The following is a 23,257-nucleotide window of genomic DNA, read 5'->3' on the forward strand; positions in this document are numbered from 1 at the left end:
AGGTAGTGTTCAATGCCAAGCAGACTTTATTATATTCATGACCCCATGTGCAGCTGGTGCTGGGGTTATCGCCCGGTATGGGATGAGTTACAAATGCTTTTACCTGAATCTGTGCAGGTACACTATGTTGTCGGTGGCTTGGCTCCTGACAACGACCAGCCTATGCCATTAGCACAGCAGCAAATGATTCAAGCGCATTGGCGTACCATCAGAGACAAGTTAGGCACTGAATTTAACTTTGATTTTTGGCTTAATAACACGCCACGGCGTTCTACTTATAATGCTTGTCGAGCCGTAATAGCCGCCAAAAAGCAAGGGATGGAATTACCAATGATTGATGCCATTCAGCGAGGTTATTATTTACAGGCACAAAACCCATCAGATATTAGTGCACTTTGTCTAATGGCTGAAACTCTAACTGTGCAGCATACTGGGTTTGATATTGACCTGTTTAAAAAGGATATTAGCTCTGATGAGGTAGAGGGCGAGTTAGTTGCGCAAATTGCATTAGCACGAAAGTTAACTCAGCAAGGCTTTCCATCTTTAGTCTTGGCTCATCAAGACCGTTATAGCAATATAGCGGTCAATTACTTAGATGCGAGGCAAAGCTTACAAGAGATAAGTGCTCTGTTAAACCTGTAAGCTAATTTAAATTAACAGGCGACTAAGCCAGGTATTTTTAAGGTTTCACGCTTTAATAACTTAGCTGCCACTTCAGGGGCAACTTGATAAAACTCATTGACGTATTCTTGAGCATTTAAATATTCGCGAATTTGTCGCTTTACTTTGCATGGGTTGTCGCATTGTAAACTGTAGGCAACTGAGTAATCACCAGGTGTTTTCGCGGATAATTTTTTCGCGTGCTCTATTGGATCATTAGGCGTGCAGCCAATTTTAACCACATCAGAAAAGAGAGAATGTGTCATCACATAGACATTTCCCACAGAAATGTTCGCACAACTGTCCGTTTGTTTAGAAATACTCATAAAACCTAACGCCTTGTTAATATTAAGTAAAGCTGGTTAATTGTTGTTTAACTTAATCGCTATCAACTAACTATTCAGCTTTTTAAGTATAAAGTAATTTTGCTAATAAAGTATATACGTTAAACCCGTAGTTAATGTTAGATGTTGAATCATTAGGCAAAAATTGCATGAATTTATTATTGTTTCACTGGCTCTGATAAAGAAAAAAGCCACTATACTAAGCAATAGGCTATTGGCTTTAAGAGTATCTTAGGTGCGTATATTAGCGATTGCTTTGTTAACTTTGGTTTTTAGCGTAATGCCTGCTAGTTCGGCAGACAAAATTGTATTGCCGTTAAATCATTGGGCTAGTCAACAACTACTGACTAAACTTGTTGGAAATAAAATAGAGCAATTAGGTTTTGCTGTTGACTATTTGCCAATAAAAGCTGATTTACAAATCGGCGCTTTGAGAACTGGGGTTATTCATATTCAGGTTTCAGTTTGGCAAAGCCAAAAAGATGATGATTTTAGTCAAGCAGTTAAACGCGGTTTAGTTGAAGATATGGGCGCTTATAGCGCAATAGGGCGGGAAGATTGGTGGTATCCAGAATATGTGCAAGCCATGTGTCCTGGTTTACCTCATTGGCTGGCGTTAAAAGATTGCGCTGCGCTATTTGGTCAAGGTGGCAAAGGTGTTTTTTATACGGGGCCATGGAATTACCGCGATGCAGAACTGATTCGGGCGTTAAAACTTAACTTTACTATTACACGTTTAGCAAGTGCTGATGAGTTATGGCAACGTCTAAGGCAAGCGATAGATAATCAAGAGGCCATTGTCTTACTTAACTGGACGCCAAGCTGGCTTGATGTTCGCCTTGATGGCCGCTTTATTGAGTTTCCGGCATTTGAACATGCCTGTCTTGATGATCCTACTTGGGGAGTTAATAAAACCATGATTCATGATTGTGGTAATCCTAAGAAGACCTTGATTAAGAAAGCGGTTTGGCCTGGGTTAAAAGATAAATGGCCGTGTATTTATCAGTTGATGCAATACGTAGATTTTACTCATGAAATGATTGCTGAGGCCTCAGCTTTGTATGGTGTTGAGAAACAGACAGAGCAAGAAGCCATGAATAGCTGGTTAGATAAATTTGCCCATCAAAGTGCTTGGTTGAACTTTACCTGTTCCTCGTAAGGCATTAGCAGCAAAGGAATTCGACGCTGCTAATGCACTTTCAAGCTTTGTTAAGATTGAATTAAATGAACATCGCGTTGCGGGAATGGAATTGTAATCGCATTCTCGTCCAGTGCTTTTTTCATTGCTTCGTTGATATCGAAATAAACATCCCAGTAATGTTCAGGCAAACAATGTGGTCTGACAGCAAAGTTTACTGAGCTATCTGCCATTTCCGAAACACCAACAAAAGGCGCAGGATCTTTCATCACTTTATCGTGGCTCTCTAATACTGCCATCAATACAGATTTGGTTTTATCTAAGTCTGAATCATAAGAAACACCGACCGATAAATCGACGCGAATTTTGCCTTCAACGGTATAGTTTATTACAGAGCCGTTTGAGGTCGCGCCATTTGGAATGATGATGCGTTTAGATTGTGGTGATAATAAAATGGTATTAAATATTTGTACTTCTTTTACTACCCCTAAGTGGCCTTGTGTTTCTATTAAGTCACCCACTTTATATGGCTTAAATATCATCACCAAAACGCCGCCGGCAAAATTAGCTAAGCTGCCTTGTAATGCTAAACCGATTGCTAAACCAGCTGCACCGAGTACGGCAATAAATGAGGTGGTAGCAACACCTATCATAGAGGCGACTGAGATAAACAGGAGAACTTTTAAAGTCCAAGAAACCAGACTTGCCATAAAGGGGATCAAGGTAGGGTCTACCTTAGATTTATTCATGGATACTTTAGTCAGTTTTATGATGCCACTGATTATCCAAAGCCCTATAAGTAGGGTAATAATCGCTAAGGCAAGCTTAGGTGCATATTCAAGGCCTAACTCGTAAGCCTTTAATGTTAATGATTCTATTTGTGTGACAGATTCGTCGATTGTGCTCATGAAATATCCTTTTAGGCATTGATTATAAGTTAACTTATTTTATCGACACCTAGGTTAAAAACAATAGGGCGTGTTGATTTTTCGCGGTTAAATTTTGTTCGAGATAAAAGCGTTTTAATCGAGGCGAATAGTATGCTGCCTAGTCATTCTAAGCAAATACTGTTCAACAAAGAGTAAAATGCTTTTAGCCGAATCCTTCGGACAGCATTTGTTGGTCATTTTTACTGCGTTATCGATTATTTAAGTAACGCTATCTGGATGTAGCTTATTAGATTATGCAGGAGCATATTATCCTGAATAACTACATGGCAAAGTCTCTGCCTTGTATTAAAGCCCAACAAATCGCTGCAAAAATAATTTCGAAAGTTCAATACGCCCTAGTCGTTTCATTAATTTTGTGTTTTTTTAATGTTGAACAATTGGTTAAATTACAGCAAGCTGCATAGACAGTGTATGATAAATAAACTACAATCGTTAAGTTAGCCTCTGATTGTTTAGATACTTTTTGCTTTGATATGAGAACTGAAATTGCTTGTTTTTAGTCGTTTTCTCTACATGGTTGTACTTTTATTTATCTGTTGTGGCGCGTTTGCACAAACGGCTGTAAAACACTTAAATAATGAGTATTCAATTGAGCTGTTAACCGCAGAAGATGGTTTTACTTCCTCTGAAATTTATTCCATCATTCAAGATAACAAGGGCTTACTTTGGTTTGGTACGGGTGAAAATGGTATTTTAAAGTATGACGGTCGTAAGGTGGTTAACTATGAATATGATGATAACCAAGCGAACGGTATATCCCATAATGATGCTGGTAACTTATTATTGGCAGATAATGGCGATATCTGGATAGGCACATGGGGAGGTGGAGCTAGCCACCTTGAAATCAGAACAGGGTTATTTAATCACTTTGAACATGACGAGCAGCGTCATAATTCTATTTCTTCCAATCGCATTCAATCATTATTTGATGATAAGGGTACTATCTGGATGGGCTCTTATGCCCATGGTCTCAATAAATACTTAGGTGATAACACCTTTAAGCGCTACCTTTATACTCAGCATAACCCGGCAACTATTTCACATAACCGAGTATGGGATATTGAAGAAAATAATAGCAATTCTCTTTGGGTAGCAACCAGTTATGGTCTTAACTTATTTGATAAAGAGACTGAAAAGTTTATTAATTTTTTACCTGAGCCACAAAATACAACACCTACAGGAGCGAATGAAATTCGCAATCTATTAAAAACTGATGCTGGTTTATTGTATGTCGGCACTCAGGTAGGTCTTTTTCAGTTTGATGTTAAATCTGAGCACTTCTTGCCAATTACGACTGCGGAGCAAAAGCCATTAGGACAGGTCAATTCAATTATTGAAGATCAAGAAGGTAGTATATGGATCGTTTCAAGCAAAGGCTTGTTTCGTTTAGGGCAAAATCAACAGCTTCATCAGCTACAGCTACCTCATAATAATGGTTTGAGAATTGTCTTTGAAGATAGATCAGGCATTATCTGGGTTACAAGTGAAGTGCACGGTATTTATAAAATTACGCCACAGCGTAAGTTTAAAAATATTCGCAGTGACTTACTACTCGCGCCTAATGGTATTACAGTAGATGAACAAGGTGATTTGCTTATCGTTTCTGCGTCATCTGTGTTGTACAAATGGTCAGTAAAATCACAACGCTTGCTACAACTTACTGAGCAAATATTTACTAAAGCGCAAGGGTTTAGTGAAAACAGATTACTCGAGAGGCCTGTTTTACACTTAGCGGATAAAAACACCTTATGGGTCGCACAAGATGACGGCTTGGCGAGCGTTGACTTACAAAGCAACACAGTGAGCTTATTACGCTACCCTAAATCTGAACCATTGCATAAAGAATTTCGTGAGTTAAGGGCATTAAACTCTGATCAATATGGCAATATTTGGGTTGGTACCTATAAAAGCGGTATTTATATTTATGATGTCAGCAAGAAAACATTTAGTCATTTAGGTCATACTGCCGGTTTAACTCACCCCGAAGTACTGGAAATATACAAGGATAGAGAAAACAATATTTGGGTCGGAACGGGAGACGGCGTGAGTTTGTGGCGAGAGGGTAGTCAATCATTTACTCAATTTAAGCAAAATAGCACTCATTCTGGCAGTTTAGTGGGAAAAATTGTTCAAGACATACATCAATCTCGCGATGGTAAAATTTGGGTGGCAACGCAAAAAGGTCTAAATTTATTTGATGAGCATAGCCAGACCTTTAGCCATTTTGGTCGTCAGGATGGTTTACCTACGTCACTCATTCGCGCCATTGAAGATGATGACATGGGCAACTTATGGTTAACCACCAATAAGGGCATTTCCATGTTAAACCTTAAGTCGAATTATCTCGTTAATTATGATGGTTACGACGGCTTACTTGGCATTAATTACTATGCTAATAGCCTAATTAAAGGCGCCAATAATATACTCTTTACCAATAGCCAGCGTGGTATTGAGTATTTTTCAGCTGAAATCTTAGATGATAACAATCGCCAATTTAATATTGTTTTGACTGGTTTTAGTAAAATGGGACAAGAGGTGAGTTTAGATAAGCCTTTTGCTTATGTTGATGAAATAGCGCTATCCTACTTAGACTACTTTATCTCGTTTGAATTCTCAGTATTAGACTTTAGCTCGCCGAGTAAAAACCAGTACGCCTATAAGTTGCAAGGTTATGATGAAAACTGGATTGAAATAGGTAACCGTAATGTCGCGGCATTTACTAACCTTGATGGCGGCTATTATACCTTATTAGTGAAAGCCACTGATAGCCATGGTAAGTGGCTCGATAAACAGTTAAGTATTCGACTTTATGTTGCTCCCCCACCTTGGCAAACATGGTGGGCTTATTGTTTATACGCACTGTTTGCGCTCATAATTATCTCTGCCATTATTGTTTATCGAACCCGTAGCCAAGAGAATGAAATCATGCGGCAAAAGCAATTTGTGCAAGCACTAGAAGAGCAAGTTGCGGAAAAGACTTCTTCCCTTAATGCACAAGCACAAGACTTGCTGATAGCGAATAAACAACTGGAGTTGCTTACCTTTCAAGATGGCTTAACCGGTTTATATAATCGTCGCTATTTCGATCAACATTTATTTGAAGAACTAAAACGCCATAGCCGCGAGCAACAAGATTTATCGTTAATACTCTGTGATATTGACCATTTTAAGTTGTATAACGATCATTATGGTCATTTAGCCGGTGATAATTGCTTAAAGCAAGTGGCTCAATGTTTACGTCAATGTGTTGGCAGAATAACCGACTCGTGCTGTCGCTACGGTGGTGAGGAGTTTGCCATTATTCTACCTAATACCAATGAGGAACAATCTAATTATCTGGCCGAGCAGCTGCGCTTGGCTGTAGAAGCGATGAAAGTCCCTCATGAAAAATCAGCAACCAGTGCCTTTATCACTATGACGCTTGGTGTTGTCACCTTAACACCTACGGATAATACCTCGGTTGATTCTGTAATATTAAGTGCCGATAAAGCACTTTATATTGGTAAAGCAGAAGGGCGAAACCGTACCTCGAGAGCTAATGCTATTACGTTAAACTAGGGCGTTATAGTTCCTGCAACAATCGTAAACAATTCATTTTGTACAGAGAAATGTCAAATGTTGTAACATTTGTCATGGAACATGATACAAGTTGATACATCTGCTTAATGTGTGATACGTCTATTTCTCCAACCCTTGAGTAATATTAGTGTTAACAAACACAGACGTTCACAGGGATACTATGAAAAATATAACTAAAACAACCATTGTAAGTGTGCTGGCAAGTAGTTGCGTATTGGCTTCTTTTTCAGTAGCTGCACATCAAGAAAAAGCCGCTAGCAATGAAGTAAAAGCAGCAGAGCAAGAAGCGAAACCAGCAGAGCAAGAAGCAAAAATAGCAGAGCAAGAAAACAAGCCAGTTGAAGCCGTTCGCTCGCCAGATGAATTAAAAGATATTGAAAAAGGTACTGAAAAAGGCACCGATAAAGACAAGCAAGCCGATGTTAAAACCGCTAAATCAGACTGCGAAAAAGTGTGTGCCGATAATGATGAAGAAGAACACTCTCATTCGTATCGATTTCGTAATAAGCGCGATGGCTTCTATGTAGATGTTAGCGCTATTAGCAGTGTTGGTGATGATTATGCTGTGCCTGAGCATGAAGATACCGATGCTGATTTTGATGTTGCCATGAGTTATCGGGTACAAATACTTGGCTTATTTATGGAGTCGTCAGGTATTAGTACTCGTAGAATTCACGGTATGTATTCTCTGCCATCTTGGGGGTTAAATTTTTATAACAGTGAAGATTGGTCTTTTGATTTATTTTATCAATATTCGACCCGAGGCATTGAAGGTTTAGAAGGGATTCAATCAAGAAATAAAGATGAGCGTGCCGGTTTGCGCATGACGGGCTTTTTTGAAAACAGTCAGTTACAAGCAATTTATTCCCCTGTGAGTCGAAATGATATTGGCAGTGATGGTATTGAAGCGTCGATTTCTTATAGTCATAGCTGGCAGTTTAGAAATTGGAATTACTACACCAATTTAGGTATACAGTACCGCTCAAAAGAGGTAACACCGTTTGGTCAAGAAACCTATCTTGATGATGACTTATCTAGCAAAGACGGCATTAGTTACTCAGCAGAGCTTGGGGTAGAGTACCCACTGACCACCGATTGGGTTTTTGGGGGCTATGTTGGTTACAATGCTTTGTCTGAACGCGCTATTAGTCAACGCCAAGATAACGTTGAAGACGGTTATCGTGCTGGCTTGCTATTAACCTTTATCTTTTAAGGAGTGCCTGATGAACTCTTTAAAAGTGACAGCAAAGTTACAGCGTGGCTTAACTCAAATTAAAACAATTAGCTTGATGGTTTTATTGTGGCTGATTAGTTTTATCGCTAATGCCACAGATATACAGGCGAGTATGCAAGTGCAACCTGATCAATGTGTGGCGATGAAGCAAGGGCAATCTTGTTATGTTTCTGTTGTCTTGACTTGGCAGGTGCAAACGCCAGGGGATTATTGCCTACATATTGTTGGTAAGGAGCCTGCAATCAGCTGTTGGCAAAATAGTAAGCGCGGTGAATTTCAACAAGCCTTTACCAGTAAAGTGAATTTAGACTTTGCTTTAAGACGACAAGATAAGCAACAAACATTAGCCACCGCGGTAGTGAAAATGGCTTGGGTGCATAAAAAGAAAGGTCAAGCGCGTAAATCGTGGCGCTTATTTTAACAATTAGCCATTAAGCAAAAATAATAGAGATAGAGGAATAGTGCATGACAGGGCAAACTGGCGCTCATATATTACTTGTTGAAGATGATATCGCGCTAGCTGATTGGATGGCAGATTACCTTATAGCGCGTGAATTTAAGGTTACCACCTGTTATCGTGGTGATGAAGCGGTAGAGCAAATTTTATCGCTTCAGCCTGATATTGTACTATTAGACGGCATGCTGCCTGGCATGGACGGTATGGATGTTTGTAAAGCCGTACGAGATAAGTTTACTCAGCCTATTATTATGATCACCGCCCGAGATGAAGAAATTGATGAAGTTTTAGGCCTTGAAATGGGCGCAGATGATTACATTACTAAACCTGTGCGTGCTCGCGTATTGCTAGCACGTATTCGAGGACAACTGCGTTTACATGATAAGTTCAAACAACAAGCCACTGATACTGAGTCAACTAGTGCTGATGGTCAGGAAGAACAAGCACAGGGCATATTGCAATTTAGTGGCTTGGTTATAAGCGAGCAAACTCGTACCGTCACTTTAGATGGTCAGCAAGTAAAATTATCGTCAAATGAATTTGATGTGCTGGTGTTTTTGGCTAAAAAAGCTGGGCAGGTGGTATCACGCAAAGAGTTGGTTGCTCACTTTCGCGGTTTTGATTATGACGGCTTTGACCGCTCAATTGATTTACGTATATCAAGATTGCGTAAGAAGTTGAACGATGACTCATCGGAGCCATTTCGTATTAAAACCATTTGGGGCAAAGGCTATTTATTTGCCAATGACGTTTGGTAAAGCGTAGTTGTGAGAGCCATGCATGCGTAATTTAACTTTATCTCTTGTTGTGGTGGTGCTTGTTGCCACCATAGGTTTAGGCTGGATGTTTGATGTAATTTACAGTCATTTTCAGCAAGATACACCAAGTGAAAACCATGACAGCATTAGTGTTATCGAGCAATTTGGTAGTCAGTTAGCCAAAGCATTGGCAAAGGTTGAGGATAGACAACAACTTATTGACCATTGGCCGCAACAAGGGCAATTTACCTTAACATTAGCGCCAATTGATCAGTTCCCTATGCCGCAGGCGTTATTAACTGAGGTTAAATCGGGTAAGGCGTTATTGCTCGAAACGGATGAAAGCATCGCATTGCATTTTTACCTAGCTAACTCGAATGAGATATTACGAGTCGCTAGGCCGCAAATCGTCAGTAATGATAACAATGTCTTGTTGCCGATAATTTTTACCAGCTTGTTTTATATCGCGGTATTACTCTTGGTGTTAGTTTGGTTGTATCCACTTATTTGTCGGTTAATGGCGCTAAGGCAGTCGGCAAAAGCATTTGGTGAGGGCAAGCTTGATGAGCGCATAACGGTTGGCTCTATTTCTTACATACGAGATATTGAATTAGAGTTTAACCGAATGGCGCAGCGCATCGATGATTTGGTTAATGATATCAAGCTACTTAGCAGCGCGGTTTCTCATGATTTACGTACGCCGTTAGCCAGAATTCGTTTTGGTATCGACACAATTCAAGAAGAAGATGATCCCGTACTGAGAAAGCGCTTTGAACAGCGCATAAGCGATAATGTCGATGAAATGGTTGAGCTAGTCGAAATGCTACTAAGCTACGCAAGATTAGATCAAACCTTGATCACGCTTAATAAAGCACCTGTAGAGTTGCCGGCGTTAGTTAAAAATTGCATTGATAACAAAAGCCAAGATGATGTTGATTTACAATTTATTCACCCGAAAAACATTGCGCAAGTTTATGGTGATTTATCCTACTTGATGGTGTTAGTGAGTAATTTATTGCAAAACGCATATCAGTATTGTCAGGGAAATATCCGAGTAACACTATCTGAGGCGGATGATTATGTGCAGCTTAGTGTCGAAGATGATGGCCCAGGCATTGCACCAGAGCAGCGGGAAAAGATAATTAAACCCTTTATTCGTGGTAAGGATAGCGAGCAAAAAATTAAGGGCTACGGTATGGGCTTAGCCATAGTTAATCGTGTTATACAATGGCACCAAGGTCGTTTAGAGATAAGCGAATCAAAACAACTACAGGGTGCTCAATTTACTGTGTTACTACCTAGGGTTCGTTAATGAGGGTCGCTGTTTGGTAAATCTACTATGTAGAATAAGCAATCAGTTTTCGCTATGTCTACATTGGTGGTTGCCATAAATATGCGAAAGTGTTTTGCACAAAGTAGTCGATTACCGCTTAAATAAAAGTACTCATTTATGACATTTTCACCGGCATCATTTTTTAGTGTTAAGTTAGCCAAACCTTGATTGTCTAACCATGCAAAAATTTGCCCTTTATGAATACTACCAAAATTGAACTGCTCTATATTTTCGATTAAGGTCACCCCTTGGTTGCCTTCATCGTGTTGAGCAAAAGATAACTCCACGCCATGATTTAGTGTCAATCGCATTGGGCTGTAAACAATTTCAACAGGGGCATGATGACGACTATTGAGAATACATGCCTTATTAGCCAATGAAGATATACCTTGATAGGCTACTTGGTGAGCTTGCTCATCAAAGGCGCCGCCACATTCTATCGTTAAAACGGGGCAGTTAAAGTTTTGCTCCATTAATGCCCCTAAGGTAATGCCTGATAAAATTACCGTGTCACAGAATAATCCGGCAAGTGATAATCCTAAGGAGTCCATATGAGTGCTTACGCCAAATGCCGGGCCAGAGCCTGAGGTGTTGTGTAAATCTACCACTAGCTCTGGCGATACCTCGCTAATGGCTTTTTCAATAAGCTGGGCGCGTATATAGTAGCCCTGTTTATTTGCTTGACCAAAACAACGATTAATATCGACGCCTTCAGGCAAGTACCTGTGCGTAAACATGGGCGCTAAGCTGGCCGCTTCAACTGAGCAGATAATAAAGCGTAAGTTGGTGCTAGGCTTGCTTAACTCGTGCTCGCTTGTGAGCCAACGGTGAATCGCGATTAAGCCTGATGGCTCATTACCATGAAGTAAGGTGGTAATAACGCGGTATTTATTTGTATCTACGCCGGTAATATCAATTACAGTAACACCGGTTAATGACAAGAGAAATTGTTGATAATCTGCCTTAAGCGTGAGTGGCTTAGGATCTTTAAGGTAAGATATCTCGTGGTAATTTATTTCCATAATCTTTCCCAAGTGGCGACGGGTTGACAGCTACGACTATTTGTTAAATATTCTGATACCAGCTTTTGGCAAGCCTTAGCTGTGCTCATTGAGCGCTCGAAATGTTTTAGGGTATTTTTTTGCCAAATAGCGCCAGTGATATTTTGCTCAAGGCGCTGGTGAATAATATTAAGGTATTTATCTGCTTCATCCTCGCATACGCCCAAAGCTAGCAGCCCTTGCTTGGCTACAGGTAAAAGTGATGCAATCACTGGCTTTATGTTAGTTTCAACAGGTTGATACTTGTTGTCACTTGGCCAAAGGATTTTAGCGTTAAGGCCATGCTGAGCAGCGCGATAGAAGTTATATTCAGCAAAGCGAAAAGGGATATAGGCGATCATTTCATCTACTTGCTCTTGCAAGCCCATAGCTAAGCCGATGGCAAAAGCGGCATTTGCCAGCATATCTAAGCTTGTTGGTCCGGCAGGAATAGCCCTAAACTCGATACGAATATGACCATTGCCTTCAGAGGAGTACACTGGCCTGTGCCATGGCCAAATAGCACCTAAGTGCATGCTTAGCTCTTGCAATGAGGGTAAGTCATCTTGTTTGTGCTGCTTGCAATAAGGGATTAATGGCGGATGTAGTGCAACGGCTTCGGCAAAAAACTCCCAAATACTTTGTCTTAGCCAGCCGTGACCAAAGTTGACTCGTGTTGGTTGTTGCCATTGGTGTTGATCATGTAAGCGAATATCTAAAGATTGTTTAAACAAGGCAATACGGGTTTCATCCCACAACGAATGCCCTAAAAAAATGCCTGAATTGCCTGTCACTGCGGTAACAAAAGGCAAGGTTAGTTGCGCGGCATTAAATACCTGGGTGAGTTGCTCTGGCTTAGTCATAAGGTGCACTTGAAAGGAAGTATTAGCCCCTTCAGCACAGATATCGGTAAAGTCGATCGATAGTGGCTTGTCACCGTTAATGTTAACTTTGAAGTTTTCGCCGCGTTGTTGATAAAGGTGTTTGGATAGACAGTGATATCTGGCAATATCTGTCATGTTATCAACATTTAAATGTTGCTGTTTCAGGGTCGGTAAAATACCTATGGGCACTATGTTAGTGTTTAACTTGCTGGCAGTATCTTCAAGGTACTTGGTTTTGCTTAAGATCTCTTGTCGAATCTGGCTAAATGGCGAGCCAGCAATATCAACAGGTGATAAGTTAAGCTCAATGTTGTATCGATTAAGCTCGGGCTGGAATTGCTCATCGTTAAGTTGTTGTAATAAGGCGATGTTATTGAGTGTTGGGCTACCGAGTTCATCTACTAGGTACATTTCTAATTCGGCACCAATTTTTAACGGCTGCTGACCAAAGCTAGGTGTTGCTATGATGTCTTTGAGTTGTTCTAATTGCTCAAACAATTTACCTTGAAAACAGGCGTAATCATGTTGAGAAAAATCTGTTTGCTCAATATTAGATCCCATGTTGACTTCCTTTTGCAGCTCACTGCAAGCATGTCACAAGGTCACAAGAGAAGTTATTGACTATAGTCAACAACTTGGTGGTTAATTAAGCAATACTAACTTGATATTTGGTGAAATTAGTCTAGGGCGCGTTTATCTTTGTTGACTAATGAAAATCATATTTCACTTTAAGTTTTTGATACTCCTTACTGTATTGGAAAATTTCGAATGCAGCATTAAAGGCATCTTTAAGTTGCTCGTCTTTAAAGGCCACGTGATATTTTGATGGAGGAAAAACAGGGTGGATGTTAAATTGGCTTTCAATATCACCTAATGCCATGCTTTTAATAAGATATTTAAAAATATTGATATCAATAACAATCACATCGACTCGCTTTTTAAGTAATAGCAAAGGCTGTTGTTTTTGTATGGCTATCTGCAAATACATAGGGGAGTCTTGCGCCGCTTGAGCAAATTCCTTACCTAGCACTTTATGAGCACTTTGAAAGGAAGCGATGGAGAGCTTACCTAAGTCGGCGATTGATTGAATATCTAGATTTCGCTCTTTAAGGCTAATCGCGACATTTTGGTAGGTAATATAAGAGGTTGATAAATGTGCCTGACCTGAAAATACTTGCTTGCTTGCCGTCATAACCGCATCAATTTGTTCAACCTGTAGCATTTTTACGGAGTGACCAAATTCAGTATGTACGAATCGACATTGCTTTTGCATTCTTTTGCATATCGCGATAATTAACTCTAATTCAAAGCCTTTATTGGTTTCTTGTATAACATAAGGGGGTTTAGTCAAACCTACTGCGATTAAAAACTCTTTGGCATAAATGCTGTGTGTATATAGCAGACATACAAGGGTTAGGCAGGAAGTGGTGAATTTGGCAAAAAGCTTGTTTGATTTAATTAACATCAGTTATGTTTCATTACCAGTGTGCGAGCTAGGCTGCTTAGCTATGATTATCTAAATATAAAGCGGCGATTATATAACTTCAGCTTCACATACGCTATGTGCTTATAGCTGCTATTTTTACTGATTTATAGGTTGTTTCTTATGCAAAGCTGAGTTTAAATAAGTCGCATGTATATATGGCTAAATGTAGTCAATACTCTGATTAAAATCTATAAACTCCCTCCGTTTTGTTAAGCCATATCAATTATCCTGTTGGTATTGACCATGACTTATATGCGCAGTTGTCAGCGTTATATGCTAGTAGGTATTAGTTAATATCGGCAGTGGGATAAAAAAAATGCCAGTCAATTGGCTGGCATGTTTAATGCTCTTATATCGCTTTGATAATTACCAAATGCGTACGCGTTGATCTTCTGGTAAGTAAAGCTTATCACCCGGCTGTACGTTGAAGGCCTTGTACCAAGCGTCGTGGTTTCTTGGCGCTAACGCACGGAATCTACCCGGTGCATGAGTACCTGCACGTAATTGGTTTAACATACTTTTTTCAGTACGTTTTTCTTTCCATACCTGTGCCCATGCTAAGAAGAAACGTTGATCACCCGTTAAACCATCAATAATAGGCGCTTCTTTACCATTTAGGCTTAGCTTATAGGCATGGTATGCCATAGCTAAACCACCAACATCACCAATGTTCTCACCTAAGCTGTTGCGACCATTAACAAAGTTATCAGGAATTGGTTCGTACTTGCTGTATTGCCCGGCTAAACGATCAGCTTTGGCTTCAAAGGCTGCTCTATCTTGGTCTGTCCACCAGTTACGTTGAATACCATTGGCATCTGATTTTGAACCTTGATCGTCAAAACCGTGACCCATTTCATGACCGATAACCGCGCCAATGCCGCCATAGTTCACGGCTGGATCGGCGTTAGGATCAAAAAATGGTGGTTGTAAAATGGCTGCTGGGAAAACAATCTCGTTAAATGAGCTGTTGTAATAGGCATTCACGCGTTGTGGCGTCATACCCCAACGGTTGCGATCAGTTTTTTCTAGCTCTTTAGCGACGCTGTCATCATTAAAGAATTTACGTAAGTTTTGCACATTACCAACAAGGTCTTTTTTGGAAATGTTCAAACCATCATATTCTTGCCATACATCAGGGTAACCAATTTTCGGGTTAAAGGCAGCAAGCTTGGCATGAGCGTTAACTTTGGTTTCTTCACCCATCCAATCTAAATTATCAATACGCTGACCTAGAGCAGTACGTAAGTTTTCAACCAGCTCAGACATTTGCTTTTTCGAGCTTTCAGGGAAGTAACGAGCCACATATACTTTACCAATGGCAAAGCCTAGTGATTCCGTGCCTGACATTTGACTAATAGCACGCTTCCAACGTGGGCGAGGCTCTTGCTGGCCGTTTAGCTCTTTACCGAAAAATTCAAAATTAGCGGCGTAGATTTCTTCTGATAATAAGCCAGCATTACCTGAAATAGTATGGAAGGTTAAGTAATCTTGCCATACGCTTAAGTCTTCAGAATTTATCAGGGAAATCATCGCTTTTACAGGCTCTGGCTGTAAAATATTTAATTGCGGTACTTTATGACCAGATTGCGCAAAGTACAGATCCCAGTTAAAGCCTGGGTATTCTTTACTTAGCTCAGTGCGCTTAACTTGGTTTAAAGTTAAATCACGATTACGACGCTTTTCACGTGGCCAGTGACCTTGAGCAATTTTTGTTTCTAAATCTAAAATGGCTTGGGCACGTTTGTCAGCATTTTCAATACCAGCAAAGGTTAACATTTTGCTGATATGGGCAACGTAAGCGTCGCGTGTTTTAGCAAAACGCTCGCTATCTTCTAGATAGTAAGATCTATCTGGTAAACCTAAGCCGCCAGCACCTAATGACATTTCGTATTGGTTTGGATCTAAACGGTTAAACCACATGTAGCCACCAATAGGTGAGCGGGCACTTGTTAACCAAGCACCGCCAAATACTTTGGTTAAATCATCAGTATTTTTAATGGCACTGATCTCATCTAAAGTGCTTTGAATTGGCTTGATACCTAGCTTGTTAATGGTATCAGTGTCCATGTAGGCGTGGTAAAAATCAGCGATTAGTTGCTCTTCTTCGTTTAAGTCTTTACGACTAGTGATGTCGTCGATAATTTCTTTTACTTGTTTTTCACTACGCTCTGCCAAGCCTGTGAATGCACCGTAACGAGTTTTATCTGCTGGCATAACAAAGTTGTCGTACCATGTGCCGCTCGCATACATAAAGAAGTCATCGCCTGGTTTAATCGCTTCGTTACGCGCGCTTAAGTCAACACCAAAGCTGCCTAGCTCTGCTTTGCCAGCACTTTGTTTAACTTCAGTACTACTGGTGTCTTGCTGTGTAGTTGAGGTGCCACAAGCGCTAAGTAGGCTAGTTGCTAGCGCTACGGCAATTAAAGATTTTTTCATTGGTTACTCCCTGGGTGTGTTGGCAAATTAGCTAACTGTTTATGCCTTTGTTAAGGCCTTGTTGCTAATTTGTTACATATAACCTGCCTATCATCTAGAAGAACCAGCAAAAGTCAATCAAGTTACGATAAATCACCTTATTTTCTCGGTGATTTAACTGATTTTTTGCTAATAATGCTGTGAGTGCCGGCAAAGTTGATGCTTAGGCGGATTAAGACCTTTGCTGTGGGTGCTAGCTCAGCCTGATTATTGGCTGGCAATTAATGCTTCGGTAAATGCAGAAAATGATTTTGATATTGCAAACTTTGAATTGCTCTACCAGAATGAACTAAGGTAAAAATAAATTTCTATAAAGTAAGGGAAAGTAATGCTTAAGAAAATTGCACTAACACTGTTTATTATCTTGTTATTACCTTTGGTGGCAGCATTATTTGTTAAAGATAGTTATGACGTTGAACGTGAGGTGATTATCAAGCAACCAGTGGATAAGGTTTTTGCTTATGTAAAACACTTAAAGAATCAAGATAACTATAGTAAGTGGGCCTTGATGGATCCTGATATGAAAAAATCATATCGCGGTGTTGATGGCACGGTTGGCTTTGTTTCTGCTTGGCAGTCAGATAATGAAGAGGTGGGTAGTGGTGAGCAAGAAATCATGGCGATTGTTGAGGGTAAAAGGGTTGATTTTCAATTGCGTTTTCTAAAACCTTTTCAAGCAACTGAGCCAGCCTATATGACCACTGAGGGGATTTCTGCAAATCAAACCAAAGTGAAATGGGGCTTTAGTGGTCATTTAGATTACCCGATGAATTTGATGATGCTATTTATGGACTTCGAACAAATTATTGGCGATGACTTACAAACAGGGTTAAATAATTTAAAAACGCTGCAAGAGTCGCAATAGCCTAGTTAACAGTGAGCGTTTTAATAACGCTATAAAGGCTATCTAGGTACTGCTTTGCTATCTAGTTTAATTTAGTGCTTAGCTGATGCTTGATGCTAAAACGAGTTATAGGTAATTACCCTATAACTCGTTTTTTTGTCCTGTTGTGCTAACAATTGCCTTGTTGTGTTGGCAATTAAATACTCACAAAGCTGCTAATTAACACTACGAGGTAGACTAATTTATCAGTTCAGCAAACTTTGCTGATAACTTGTCATCATTTTTTATCAAATAAAATATCAACTGACTGCTATTTGTCCGCAAAGGCTAGTTATTTTGTCATTGTCTACTTTGCAATCTTACTTCTTCAAAACTTACTTCTTTTCACTATAAGAATCACTGCTTTCAGAATCATCAGTCGGTAAGGCTGAATGTCTATTTAAAAAATCATTTGGCCTAGATTATCGCCTGAAACGCCCATTTTACGGGTGTTTACAGAAAATGCTGTACAGCCATATATTGTATGCACCTTGGCAGGCTAGCTAATTATAACGACAAATAAATTGCAGTTAGCTATGGGGCACTTTGCCAAGGTAACTAGACATTTTTGCAACGAATGTGACTTAGAAAAAGGCGAAAAGTCTAAATAAAGCGAAAGGGAATTCCAGAACGCTTAGCACCGCCTCTAAGTTTGCATGAGACATATATTGGAGAATAATAAATGAGATTTACAACATCGCCTGTTGCTTTAGCGCTTATAGCAGCATTGTCTTCAACTCATACATTGGCAGAGGAAGTAACACAAAATGACTCTGCCGATGTTGAACGTATTGAAGTTACCGGCTCTCGCATTGCTCGCATTAACACGCAAACGCCGTCACCTGTAGTATCTATTGGCTCTGAAGCTATTAAATCTTCGGGTATTTTAAATGCAAATGAATTACTTACTCAATTACCGCAGTTTGCAATGGGTTTTGATAGTTCTCAAGGTAACTCAAGCTTTGGTAATGCTGGCTTAAATCTAGTTAATTTACGTAACCTTGGTACAGATAGAACACTTGTTCTTGTAAATGGTCGTCGAGTTGTTCAGTCAACTTATGATAATGGCTTTATGGCAACTGATACAGGGTATATACCAGTAGATTTAATAGACAGAATTGACGTACTTACCGGTGGTGCTGCGGCTACTTATGGTGCTGATGCGGTAGCTGGTGTTGTTAACTTTATTATGAAAAAAGAGTATGAAGGCACACGTGTTTCTGCTCAGTATGGCGAGTCGGATTTAGGTGATGGTGAAGCGGCTTCATTTACTATTACCACAGGCCACAACTTTAATAATGATAAAGGTAATGTGGTTTTCTCATTAGATTATTTTGATGAGAAAGGCGCCAGCTTAATGAATCGCCCAGGCTCAGGCGAGCAAACATCTTGGCTGAATAATCCCGATAATACCAGTGATCCTGATGACGGCATCCCCAATAAAATTGCTGGCTATAATTTAGCTTGGCCGGATTATAATGTACATGGCCAAATGATGGGGGTTTATGACGCTGATACTGGTAACACAAACTTCTATAATGTTACCGGTAATGAATCAGTATATATGTATAACTGGGACGACTGGCGCTCACCTTTTTATTTACAAGAAAGTGACAATGCTACTGGTTGGCATATTAACCGTTATAACAAGGTAAATAGCCCTTATGAACGTGCAACGTTTTATACTTTAGTAAATTATGAGTTAACCGATGATATTCATTTTTCAGCTGATTTTCGCTATACCAAGGTAGAGAGTCAAAACCAAATTTCATCAGAGTTTAACTATTGGAGTGGCTGGCTAAATGATGGTGATTTTGATGCCAGCATAGCAAGACCGCAGCATATACAAGATTTGCTCGCACAAGATAGCGGCTATTTTGTCACCTCGATTGGCTTAAATGAGTTAGGCCCACGTACCAGTGATGTTGAACGCGATTTATTAGCCTTTACCAGCACACTAACTGGTGAATTTTCAAATGGCTGGAGCTGGGATCTATATGTTTCAAGTGGTAAAACTAACCATGATACAGTACTAAGTAACTACACAAATAAATATCGATTCAGTGATGGTCATGACTCTGTTACCAATGATGATGGTCAATATTGTGGTGTAGATGTCTTTGATTGTCCTAGCAGCCACCCATTGGTATCTATGTCACAAGAGGCGCTTGACTATATCACGCTTGATCCATTTGGGAGTCAAATTACTACGGAACAGAGTACATTTTCAGCTTCTACAAGTGGTGATCTTATGGATTTACCTGCTGGCGGCTTATTGTTTGCTGCGGGGATTGACATTCGTCGCGAATCAATAGATATGGAAGTGGATGAAACCTGGCAAAGTGGCATTGCTGATACGGAAAAACATCCGTGGAAAGCGGCAAAAACAATTCAAGAAATGTTTTTAGAAGTGGAAGCTCCTATTATATCAGATGTCTTTTTAATTGATGAATTATTGTTAAGTGCCGCAGGCCGTATTTCAAGTTACACCTATGCTGGCACCCATAAAACTTGGAAGTTAGGTGCAACATGGAGCATTATTGATGGCTTGGCTATGCGCTCAACATTGGCTCATACAATTCGAGCGCCTCAGTTGAGCGAGCAATTTTCAGCGGTTCGAACGGGTTTTTCGTCTGGTAAATTGGATCCTTGTGACCAAGTTCAGATAATGAATACGCCGGCAGAACACAAAGCACAAGTTATAGCTAACTGTCAGGCATGGGGCATTGATGACCCAGAAAACTTTGATTCTCTAGCGCGTGTAAATGCTGGTGTTGATGTAACCACTACAGGTAATAGCTATTTGAAGCCTGAAAGTGGAGATACTTTGACTGCAGGTATCGTATATACACCTAGTTTTGTTGATAATTTATCTTTTACTGTAGATTATTATGACATCGAATTGGAAGATGCCATGGGCAGTGCTGGTATTCAAAACACGTTAGATAAGTGCTCTAAAGAAGAGGACATCAATAATAGTGTGTATTGCCCTTTAGTTACGCGAGGCAGTGACGGTAATATTGTTGATGTTCTAAATACCACGGTTAACCAAGCATACGTGCATATAAAAGGGATAGATATAGAGGTTTCTTATTTACAGGGGTTAGATAAGTTTGGTGAGATTGACTTTGCTTTTAATGTAACGAAGCTTTTAGATTCGACCTATCGAGATTCAGATGAAGATAGTATCCATGACGTGACAGGTATAGGTTATCGCAATGTTGAGCTTAAGGCTCGTTTGGTAACAACGTATACTTATGAAGATTTAGAGGTTTACTGGACAACCAACTATGCCGATGGTTTCCAAGTATCTGAATACGGAACCTATGATCTGTATGATAAGCCATTCGCACCACATTCAATTATGCATGATGCCCGAATTGCTTATGATGTAAATGATAACACTAATGTGTATTTTGGTATCAGTAATGTCTTTGATAAAAACTACTTCAATCACCCTGAAACCTCATACGGGCGAGCACAGTATGACTCTATGGGACGTTACTTCTATGGCGGTTTCTCATACGAGTTTTAATTCACCATTAAGAAATTAACTTGTTAATTTTTAATCAAAGCACAAGCATCTTAGGGTTTGTGCTTTTTTTTTTGCTCATAGGGGTAATTGACAATATTTTGTCAAAATGAGAATGTGAAATGAATGCTGCTCAAACCAAAACGATAAATAGAACGCTTTAGTATGCACGATAATCAACAGCCATTTAAGTTAGCCAATATTACCGTTCATCCAGCCACAGATGAAATTAGTTGTGATGGCAAAACCATAGAAATTAAATCGATGGCGATGAAAGTACTTTGTTACTTTGCAGCGCACAATGATCAAGTTGTTAGCAGAGATAGCTTACGAGAGGAGGTTTGGCAAAACCCGACTGCATCTAACCATACGATTAATAACCATATTTATAGTTTGCGGCAAACCTTAGCTAAGCTGGATAGCGAAACTAAATTCTTCCATACGGTAACTGGCAGTAAAGGTGGCTATCGCTTAGTTACCGCTGCGCTTTGGTTAGATGAAAGCCAAGAAGAACAAGGGCAAGAATCTGAAACTTTGCCTAGCAATCAAGCTGATGCCTTGCTAAACGCCACATCAAGTGCTGTTAAAGTGCCTAGCAGTCAAATACAGAATAAACGCAGAAGGCTAGTTTATTTATCAGGCTTAATTGTAGGCTTAGCTTTATTGTCAGCTTTGCTGGTAATGCTATTTTCTAGCGCCAAAATGTATGACAAAAGTGAAACCTTAACGATTCAAGTAGGTCGGGAGCAAAGCCCAGCTATATCTGAAGATGGCGAAATTTTAATTTATTCAAATCGAGTTAATAGAGATTCGCCATGGCAACTTTATGCCAAAATGCTTAACTCTAGTTCAGATGCGCAAAAAGTTTTTCCTGAAGAAAAGTCAAACGATAACTTTGTCAGTATCTCGCCTAACAAGCGTTATATTGCCTTTATTCGTTATACCAATGACTACGGGATTTATATCGCAGACTTTAACCCACAGCGGTTAACCGCAAGCAAGGCTAAATTGATCATTCCCCTTGACGATAATAACTTATCGCCAGCGATTACTTGGCTTGATAACAGTCAGTTCTTTTATACCGCTCAGCAAGCTGATAATGCTCCGCTAAGGGTGTATCAATATAACCTAGCATTAGATCGCTCTGAACAAGTGACCTCTCCGCCGCTAAATAGCTCGGGAGACTTTGCCGTGATGGCTTCACCAAATAAGCAGTGGCTTGCGATTATGCGGGCAAAATCCAGTAATGGTTTTAGTCTCTTCTTGTATGACTTACAGGCCAAGTCTTTACTAGAAACATCCGTTGAAAGTAGCGAAAACAATATTAATGTTAGTTTTTCTGATGACAGTAGTGAGGTTTATTTTGTTGACCAACAAGGTTTCTTGTCTAGCTACAACATAGTTAATAAACAGCTAACAAGAATATCCACACAAAAGCATTTAGGTTATTGGCCTTTGAAAGTTCCTAATAAACAACAATTTATTATGCAGCAAGATTGGGGGCTATCGTCTTTAACAACCCAAATTATTCGTATTAATAACCCTATAACGGGTGGTGATGGTAGCTCAGAAGTGGTGGTTAATAATAATATGTCAATTCGCTCTATTGCTGGCATTGATAATGATGGCTTGTTGTTTGCTTCTATCAAGCCAAATTTTCATGTTGAATTATGGAAGTATAAGCAAGGGCAGGCCAGTAAATTAGAGGCATTTAATGAAAAGCCTGAATATCGCTATCCGCTAAGTATTGACTGGCATAGTGCCTCAGAATCCGCACTGTTATCAATCAACAACAGTTGTCGCTTGATTAGTATTGTTGATGGTAAAGATACGCCTTTGTGTCCTGATAATGAAAACCTTTATGCCGCCCGTTTTTCTAATGATGCAACGCAGTTATTTATCCCTGGGTTTAAGCAAGGAGAGCCAAGTGCGGTAAAAATTGGCGCGAGTGGTTACCCTTTAACCAAGCTAGCTAAACTAAAGTCTGCCAATAGTATTCATCAAGATAATAAGGGCAATTTTTATTATTCGAAAGAGCCTGGTTATGATATTTACGCTGTTGATAAAACTACAGGTGAGGAGCGTAAAATTATAGATCGAACGCATATAAATAATCGTTACTCGGTGAATGATTTTGTTGTAACGTCGCAAGGTATATACTACATGGATAGAGTCGCAGTGACGCAAAATGCGATTTACTACTATCGCTTTGCCGATGAAAGCACAAGCTATGTGGTTAAAAGTAAAGACAACTACCCCAATATTGTCCTCAGTGATGATGAAAAATACCTTTATTTGATAGAGTCGGTTGATAATAATAGCTCGTTATTACTTATCAATTAATCAAAATAAAGCCTGTGTTTAAAGCGATTGAGTTGATACGCGGCTCACTTTTTTTCGAGGCGTTATTTTAGCAATAATAATTGATCATTTATTATCAATTAGGTCAGTTGATTTCTGTGTTTTTCCTATGGGGTGTTGGTTGTTTTTTTTTGATTTATCCT

At 39.7% G+C, this 23,257-nt stretch carries 16 protein-coding genes; 10 read left to right on the forward strand and 6 right to left on the reverse strand.

Features of this window, described 5'->3' with window-relative positions; genetic code table 11:
- Positions 1–12 precede the first annotated feature (12 nt).
- Positions 13–642, forward strand: coding sequence for a DsbA family protein (locus EMK97_RS17135; RefSeq protein ID WP_130604005.1), 630 nt, complete (start codon positions 13–15; stop codon positions 640–642).
- Positions 643–653: 11 nt separating this feature from the next.
- Here the strand turns inward: EMK97_RS17135 and EMK97_RS17140 are convergent, their stop codons facing one another.
- Complete coding sequence (locus EMK97_RS17140; protein ID WP_130604006.1) at positions 654–986, reverse strand: GIY-YIG nuclease family protein; 333 nt, start codon at positions 984–986, stop codon at positions 654–656.
- Positions 987–1,239: 253 nt separating this feature from the next.
- On the opposite strand from EMK97_RS17140, the gene EMK97_RS17145 reads away from it, so the two are divergent.
- Positions 1,240–2,163, forward strand: a complete 924-nt coding sequence (locus EMK97_RS17145; protein ID WP_130604007.1) for an ABC transporter substrate-binding protein — start codon at positions 1,240–1,242, stop codon at positions 2,161–2,163.
- 50 nt (positions 2,164–2,213) lie between these two features.
- Here EMK97_RS17145 and EMK97_RS17150 read toward each other — a convergent pair whose 3' ends face one another.
- The gene (locus EMK97_RS17150; protein ID WP_130604008.1) at positions 2,214–3,050 is read right to left on the reverse strand and encodes a mechanosensitive ion channel family protein; all 837 of its coding nucleotides are present in this window, start codon (positions 3,048–3,050) and stop codon (positions 2,214–2,216) included.
- A 555-nt stretch (positions 3,051–3,605) separates the two neighbouring features.
- Here EMK97_RS17150 and EMK97_RS17160 point away from each other — a divergent pair.
- The 5 genes from EMK97_RS17160 to EMK97_RS17180 all read left to right on the forward strand — a co-directional run bounded on the left by EMK97_RS17160 (position 3,606) and on the right by EMK97_RS17180 (position 10,432).
- The gene (locus EMK97_RS17160; RefSeq protein ID WP_130604009.1) at positions 3,606–6,650 is read left to right on the forward strand and encodes a ligand-binding sensor domain-containing diguanylate cyclase; all 3,045 of its coding nucleotides are present in this window, start codon (positions 3,606–3,608) and stop codon (positions 6,648–6,650) included.
- 181 nt (positions 6,651–6,831) lie between these two features.
- The gene (locus EMK97_RS17165) at positions 6,832–7,884 is read left to right on the forward strand and encodes a MipA/OmpV family protein (RefSeq protein ID WP_130604010.1); all 1,053 of its coding nucleotides are present in this window, start codon (positions 6,832–6,834) and stop codon (positions 7,882–7,884) included.
- Positions 7,885–7,894: 10 nt separating this feature from the next.
- Entirely contained in the window at positions 7,895–8,326 is a 432-nt protein-coding gene (locus EMK97_RS17170; RefSeq protein ID WP_130604011.1) for a DUF3019 domain-containing protein, read from the forward strand.
- Between the two features lie 44 nt (positions 8,327–8,370).
- Positions 8,371–9,120, forward strand: a complete 750-nt coding sequence (locus EMK97_RS17175) for a response regulator (RefSeq protein ID WP_130604012.1) — start codon at positions 8,371–8,373, stop codon at positions 9,118–9,120.
- Between the two features lie 22 nt (positions 9,121–9,142).
- Entirely contained in the window at positions 9,143–10,432 is a 1,290-nt protein-coding gene (locus EMK97_RS17180) for a sensor histidine kinase (RefSeq protein WP_130604013.1), read from the forward strand.
- On the opposite strand, the gene EMK97_RS17185 is transcribed toward EMK97_RS17180, so the two are convergent.
- The 4 genes from EMK97_RS17185 to EMK97_RS17200 all read right to left on the reverse strand — a co-directional run bounded on the left by EMK97_RS17185 (position 10,429) and on the right by EMK97_RS17200 (position 16,299).
- Positions 10,429–11,475 (reverse strand): M14 family metallopeptidase, encoded by a 1,047-nt coding sequence (locus EMK97_RS17185; RefSeq protein WP_130604014.1) that lies wholly within the window; start codon positions 11,473–11,475, stop codon positions 10,429–10,431. The two genes, EMK97_RS17180 and EMK97_RS17185, sit on opposite strands and share 4 nt — an antisense overlap.
- Positions 11,466–12,938 carry a glutamate-cysteine ligase family protein gene (locus EMK97_RS17190; protein WP_130604015.1) on the reverse strand — a complete coding sequence of 491 codons (1,473 nt, stop codon included), beginning with the start codon at positions 12,936–12,938 and terminating at the stop codon, positions 11,466–11,468. Before EMK97_RS17190 ends, EMK97_RS17185 begins: the two co-directional genes overlap by 10 nt.
- 145 nt (positions 12,939–13,083) lie before the next feature.
- The gene (locus EMK97_RS17195; protein ID WP_170176802.1) at positions 13,084–13,728 is read right to left on the reverse strand and encodes a substrate-binding periplasmic protein; all 645 of its coding nucleotides are present in this window, start codon (positions 13,726–13,728) and stop codon (positions 13,084–13,086) included.
- 501 nt (positions 13,729–14,229) lie between these two features.
- Positions 14,230–16,299 carry a M13 family metallopeptidase gene (locus tag EMK97_RS17200; protein WP_130604017.1) on the reverse strand — a complete coding sequence of 690 codons (2,070 nt, stop codon included), beginning with the start codon at positions 16,297–16,299 and terminating at the stop codon, positions 14,230–14,232.
- 367 nt (positions 16,300–16,666) lie between these two features.
- Here EMK97_RS17200 and EMK97_RS17205 point away from each other — a divergent pair, with 367 nt between their 5' ends.
- The 3 genes from EMK97_RS17205 (at position 16,667) to EMK97_RS17215 (ending at position 23,096) form a co-directional block, all read left to right on the forward strand.
- Complete coding sequence (locus EMK97_RS17205; RefSeq protein WP_130604018.1) at positions 16,667–17,203, forward strand: SRPBCC family protein; 537 nt, start codon at positions 16,667–16,669, stop codon at positions 17,201–17,203.
- A gap of 700 nt (positions 17,204–17,903) precedes the next feature.
- Positions 17,904–20,756, forward strand: coding sequence for a TonB-dependent receptor plug domain-containing protein (locus EMK97_RS17210; protein ID WP_130604019.1), 2,853 nt, complete (start codon positions 17,904–17,906; stop codon positions 20,754–20,756).
- Between the two features lie 162 nt (positions 20,757–20,918).
- Positions 20,919–23,096, forward strand: coding sequence for a winged helix-turn-helix domain-containing protein (locus EMK97_RS17215; protein WP_130604020.1), 2,178 nt, complete (start codon positions 20,919–20,921; stop codon positions 23,094–23,096).
- Positions 23,097–23,257: the final 161 nt, after the last annotated feature.

It is taken from the genome of Litorilituus sediminis, from assembly GCF_004295665.1.
In the GTDB taxonomy this organism is placed as follows: domain Bacteria; phylum Pseudomonadota; class Gammaproteobacteria; order Enterobacterales; family Alteromonadaceae; genus Colwellia; species Colwellia sediminis.

Excerpts from the sequence above, each read along its gene's own strand:
- EMK97_RS17140 (WP_130604006.1), bottom strand. The coding sequence starts at position 986 with ATGAGTATTTCTAAACAAACGGACAGTTGTGCGAACATTTCTGTGGGA.
- EMK97_RS17185 (WP_130604014.1), bottom strand. The coding sequence starts at position 11,475 with ATGGAAATAAATTACCACGAGATATCTTACCTTAAAGATCCTAAGCCA.
- EMK97_RS17205 (WP_130604018.1), top strand. The coding sequence starts at position 16,667 with ATGCTTAAGAAAATTGCACTAACACTGTTTATTATCTTGTTATTACCT.
- EMK97_RS17135 (WP_130604005.1), top strand. The coding sequence starts at position 13 with ATGCCAAGCAGACTTTATTATATTCATGACCCCATGTGCAGCTGGTGC.
- EMK97_RS17175 (WP_130604012.1), top strand. The coding sequence starts at position 8,371 with ATGACAGGGCAAACTGGCGCTCATATATTACTTGTTGAAGATGATATC.
- EMK97_RS17200 (WP_130604017.1), bottom strand. The coding sequence starts at position 16,299 with ATGAAAAAATCTTTAATTGCCGTAGCGCTAGCAACTAGCCTACTTAGC.
- EMK97_RS17160 (WP_130604009.1), top strand. The coding sequence starts at position 3,606 with ATGGTTGTACTTTTATTTATCTGTTGTGGCGCGTTTGCACAAACGGCT.
- EMK97_RS17190 (WP_130604015.1), bottom strand. The coding sequence starts at position 12,938 with ATGGGATCTAATATTGAGCAAACAGATTTTTCTCAACATGATTACGCC.
- EMK97_RS17165 (WP_130604010.1), top strand. The coding sequence starts at position 6,832 with ATGAAAAATATAACTAAAACAACCATTGTAAGTGTGCTGGCAAGTAGT.
- EMK97_RS17180 (WP_130604013.1), top strand. The coding sequence starts at position 9,143 with ATGCGTAATTTAACTTTATCTCTTGTTGTGGTGGTGCTTGTTGCCACC.
- EMK97_RS17170 (WP_130604011.1), top strand. The coding sequence starts at position 7,895 with ATGAACTCTTTAAAAGTGACAGCAAAGTTACAGCGTGGCTTAACTCAA.
- EMK97_RS17210 (WP_130604019.1), top strand. The coding sequence starts at position 17,904 with ATGAGATTTACAACATCGCCTGTTGCTTTAGCGCTTATAGCAGCATTG.
- EMK97_RS17215 (WP_130604020.1), top strand. The coding sequence starts at position 20,919 with ATGCACGATAATCAACAGCCATTTAAGTTAGCCAATATTACCGTTCAT.
- EMK97_RS17150 (WP_130604008.1), bottom strand. The coding sequence starts at position 3,050 with ATGAGCACAATCGACGAATCTGTCACACAAATAGAATCATTAACATTA.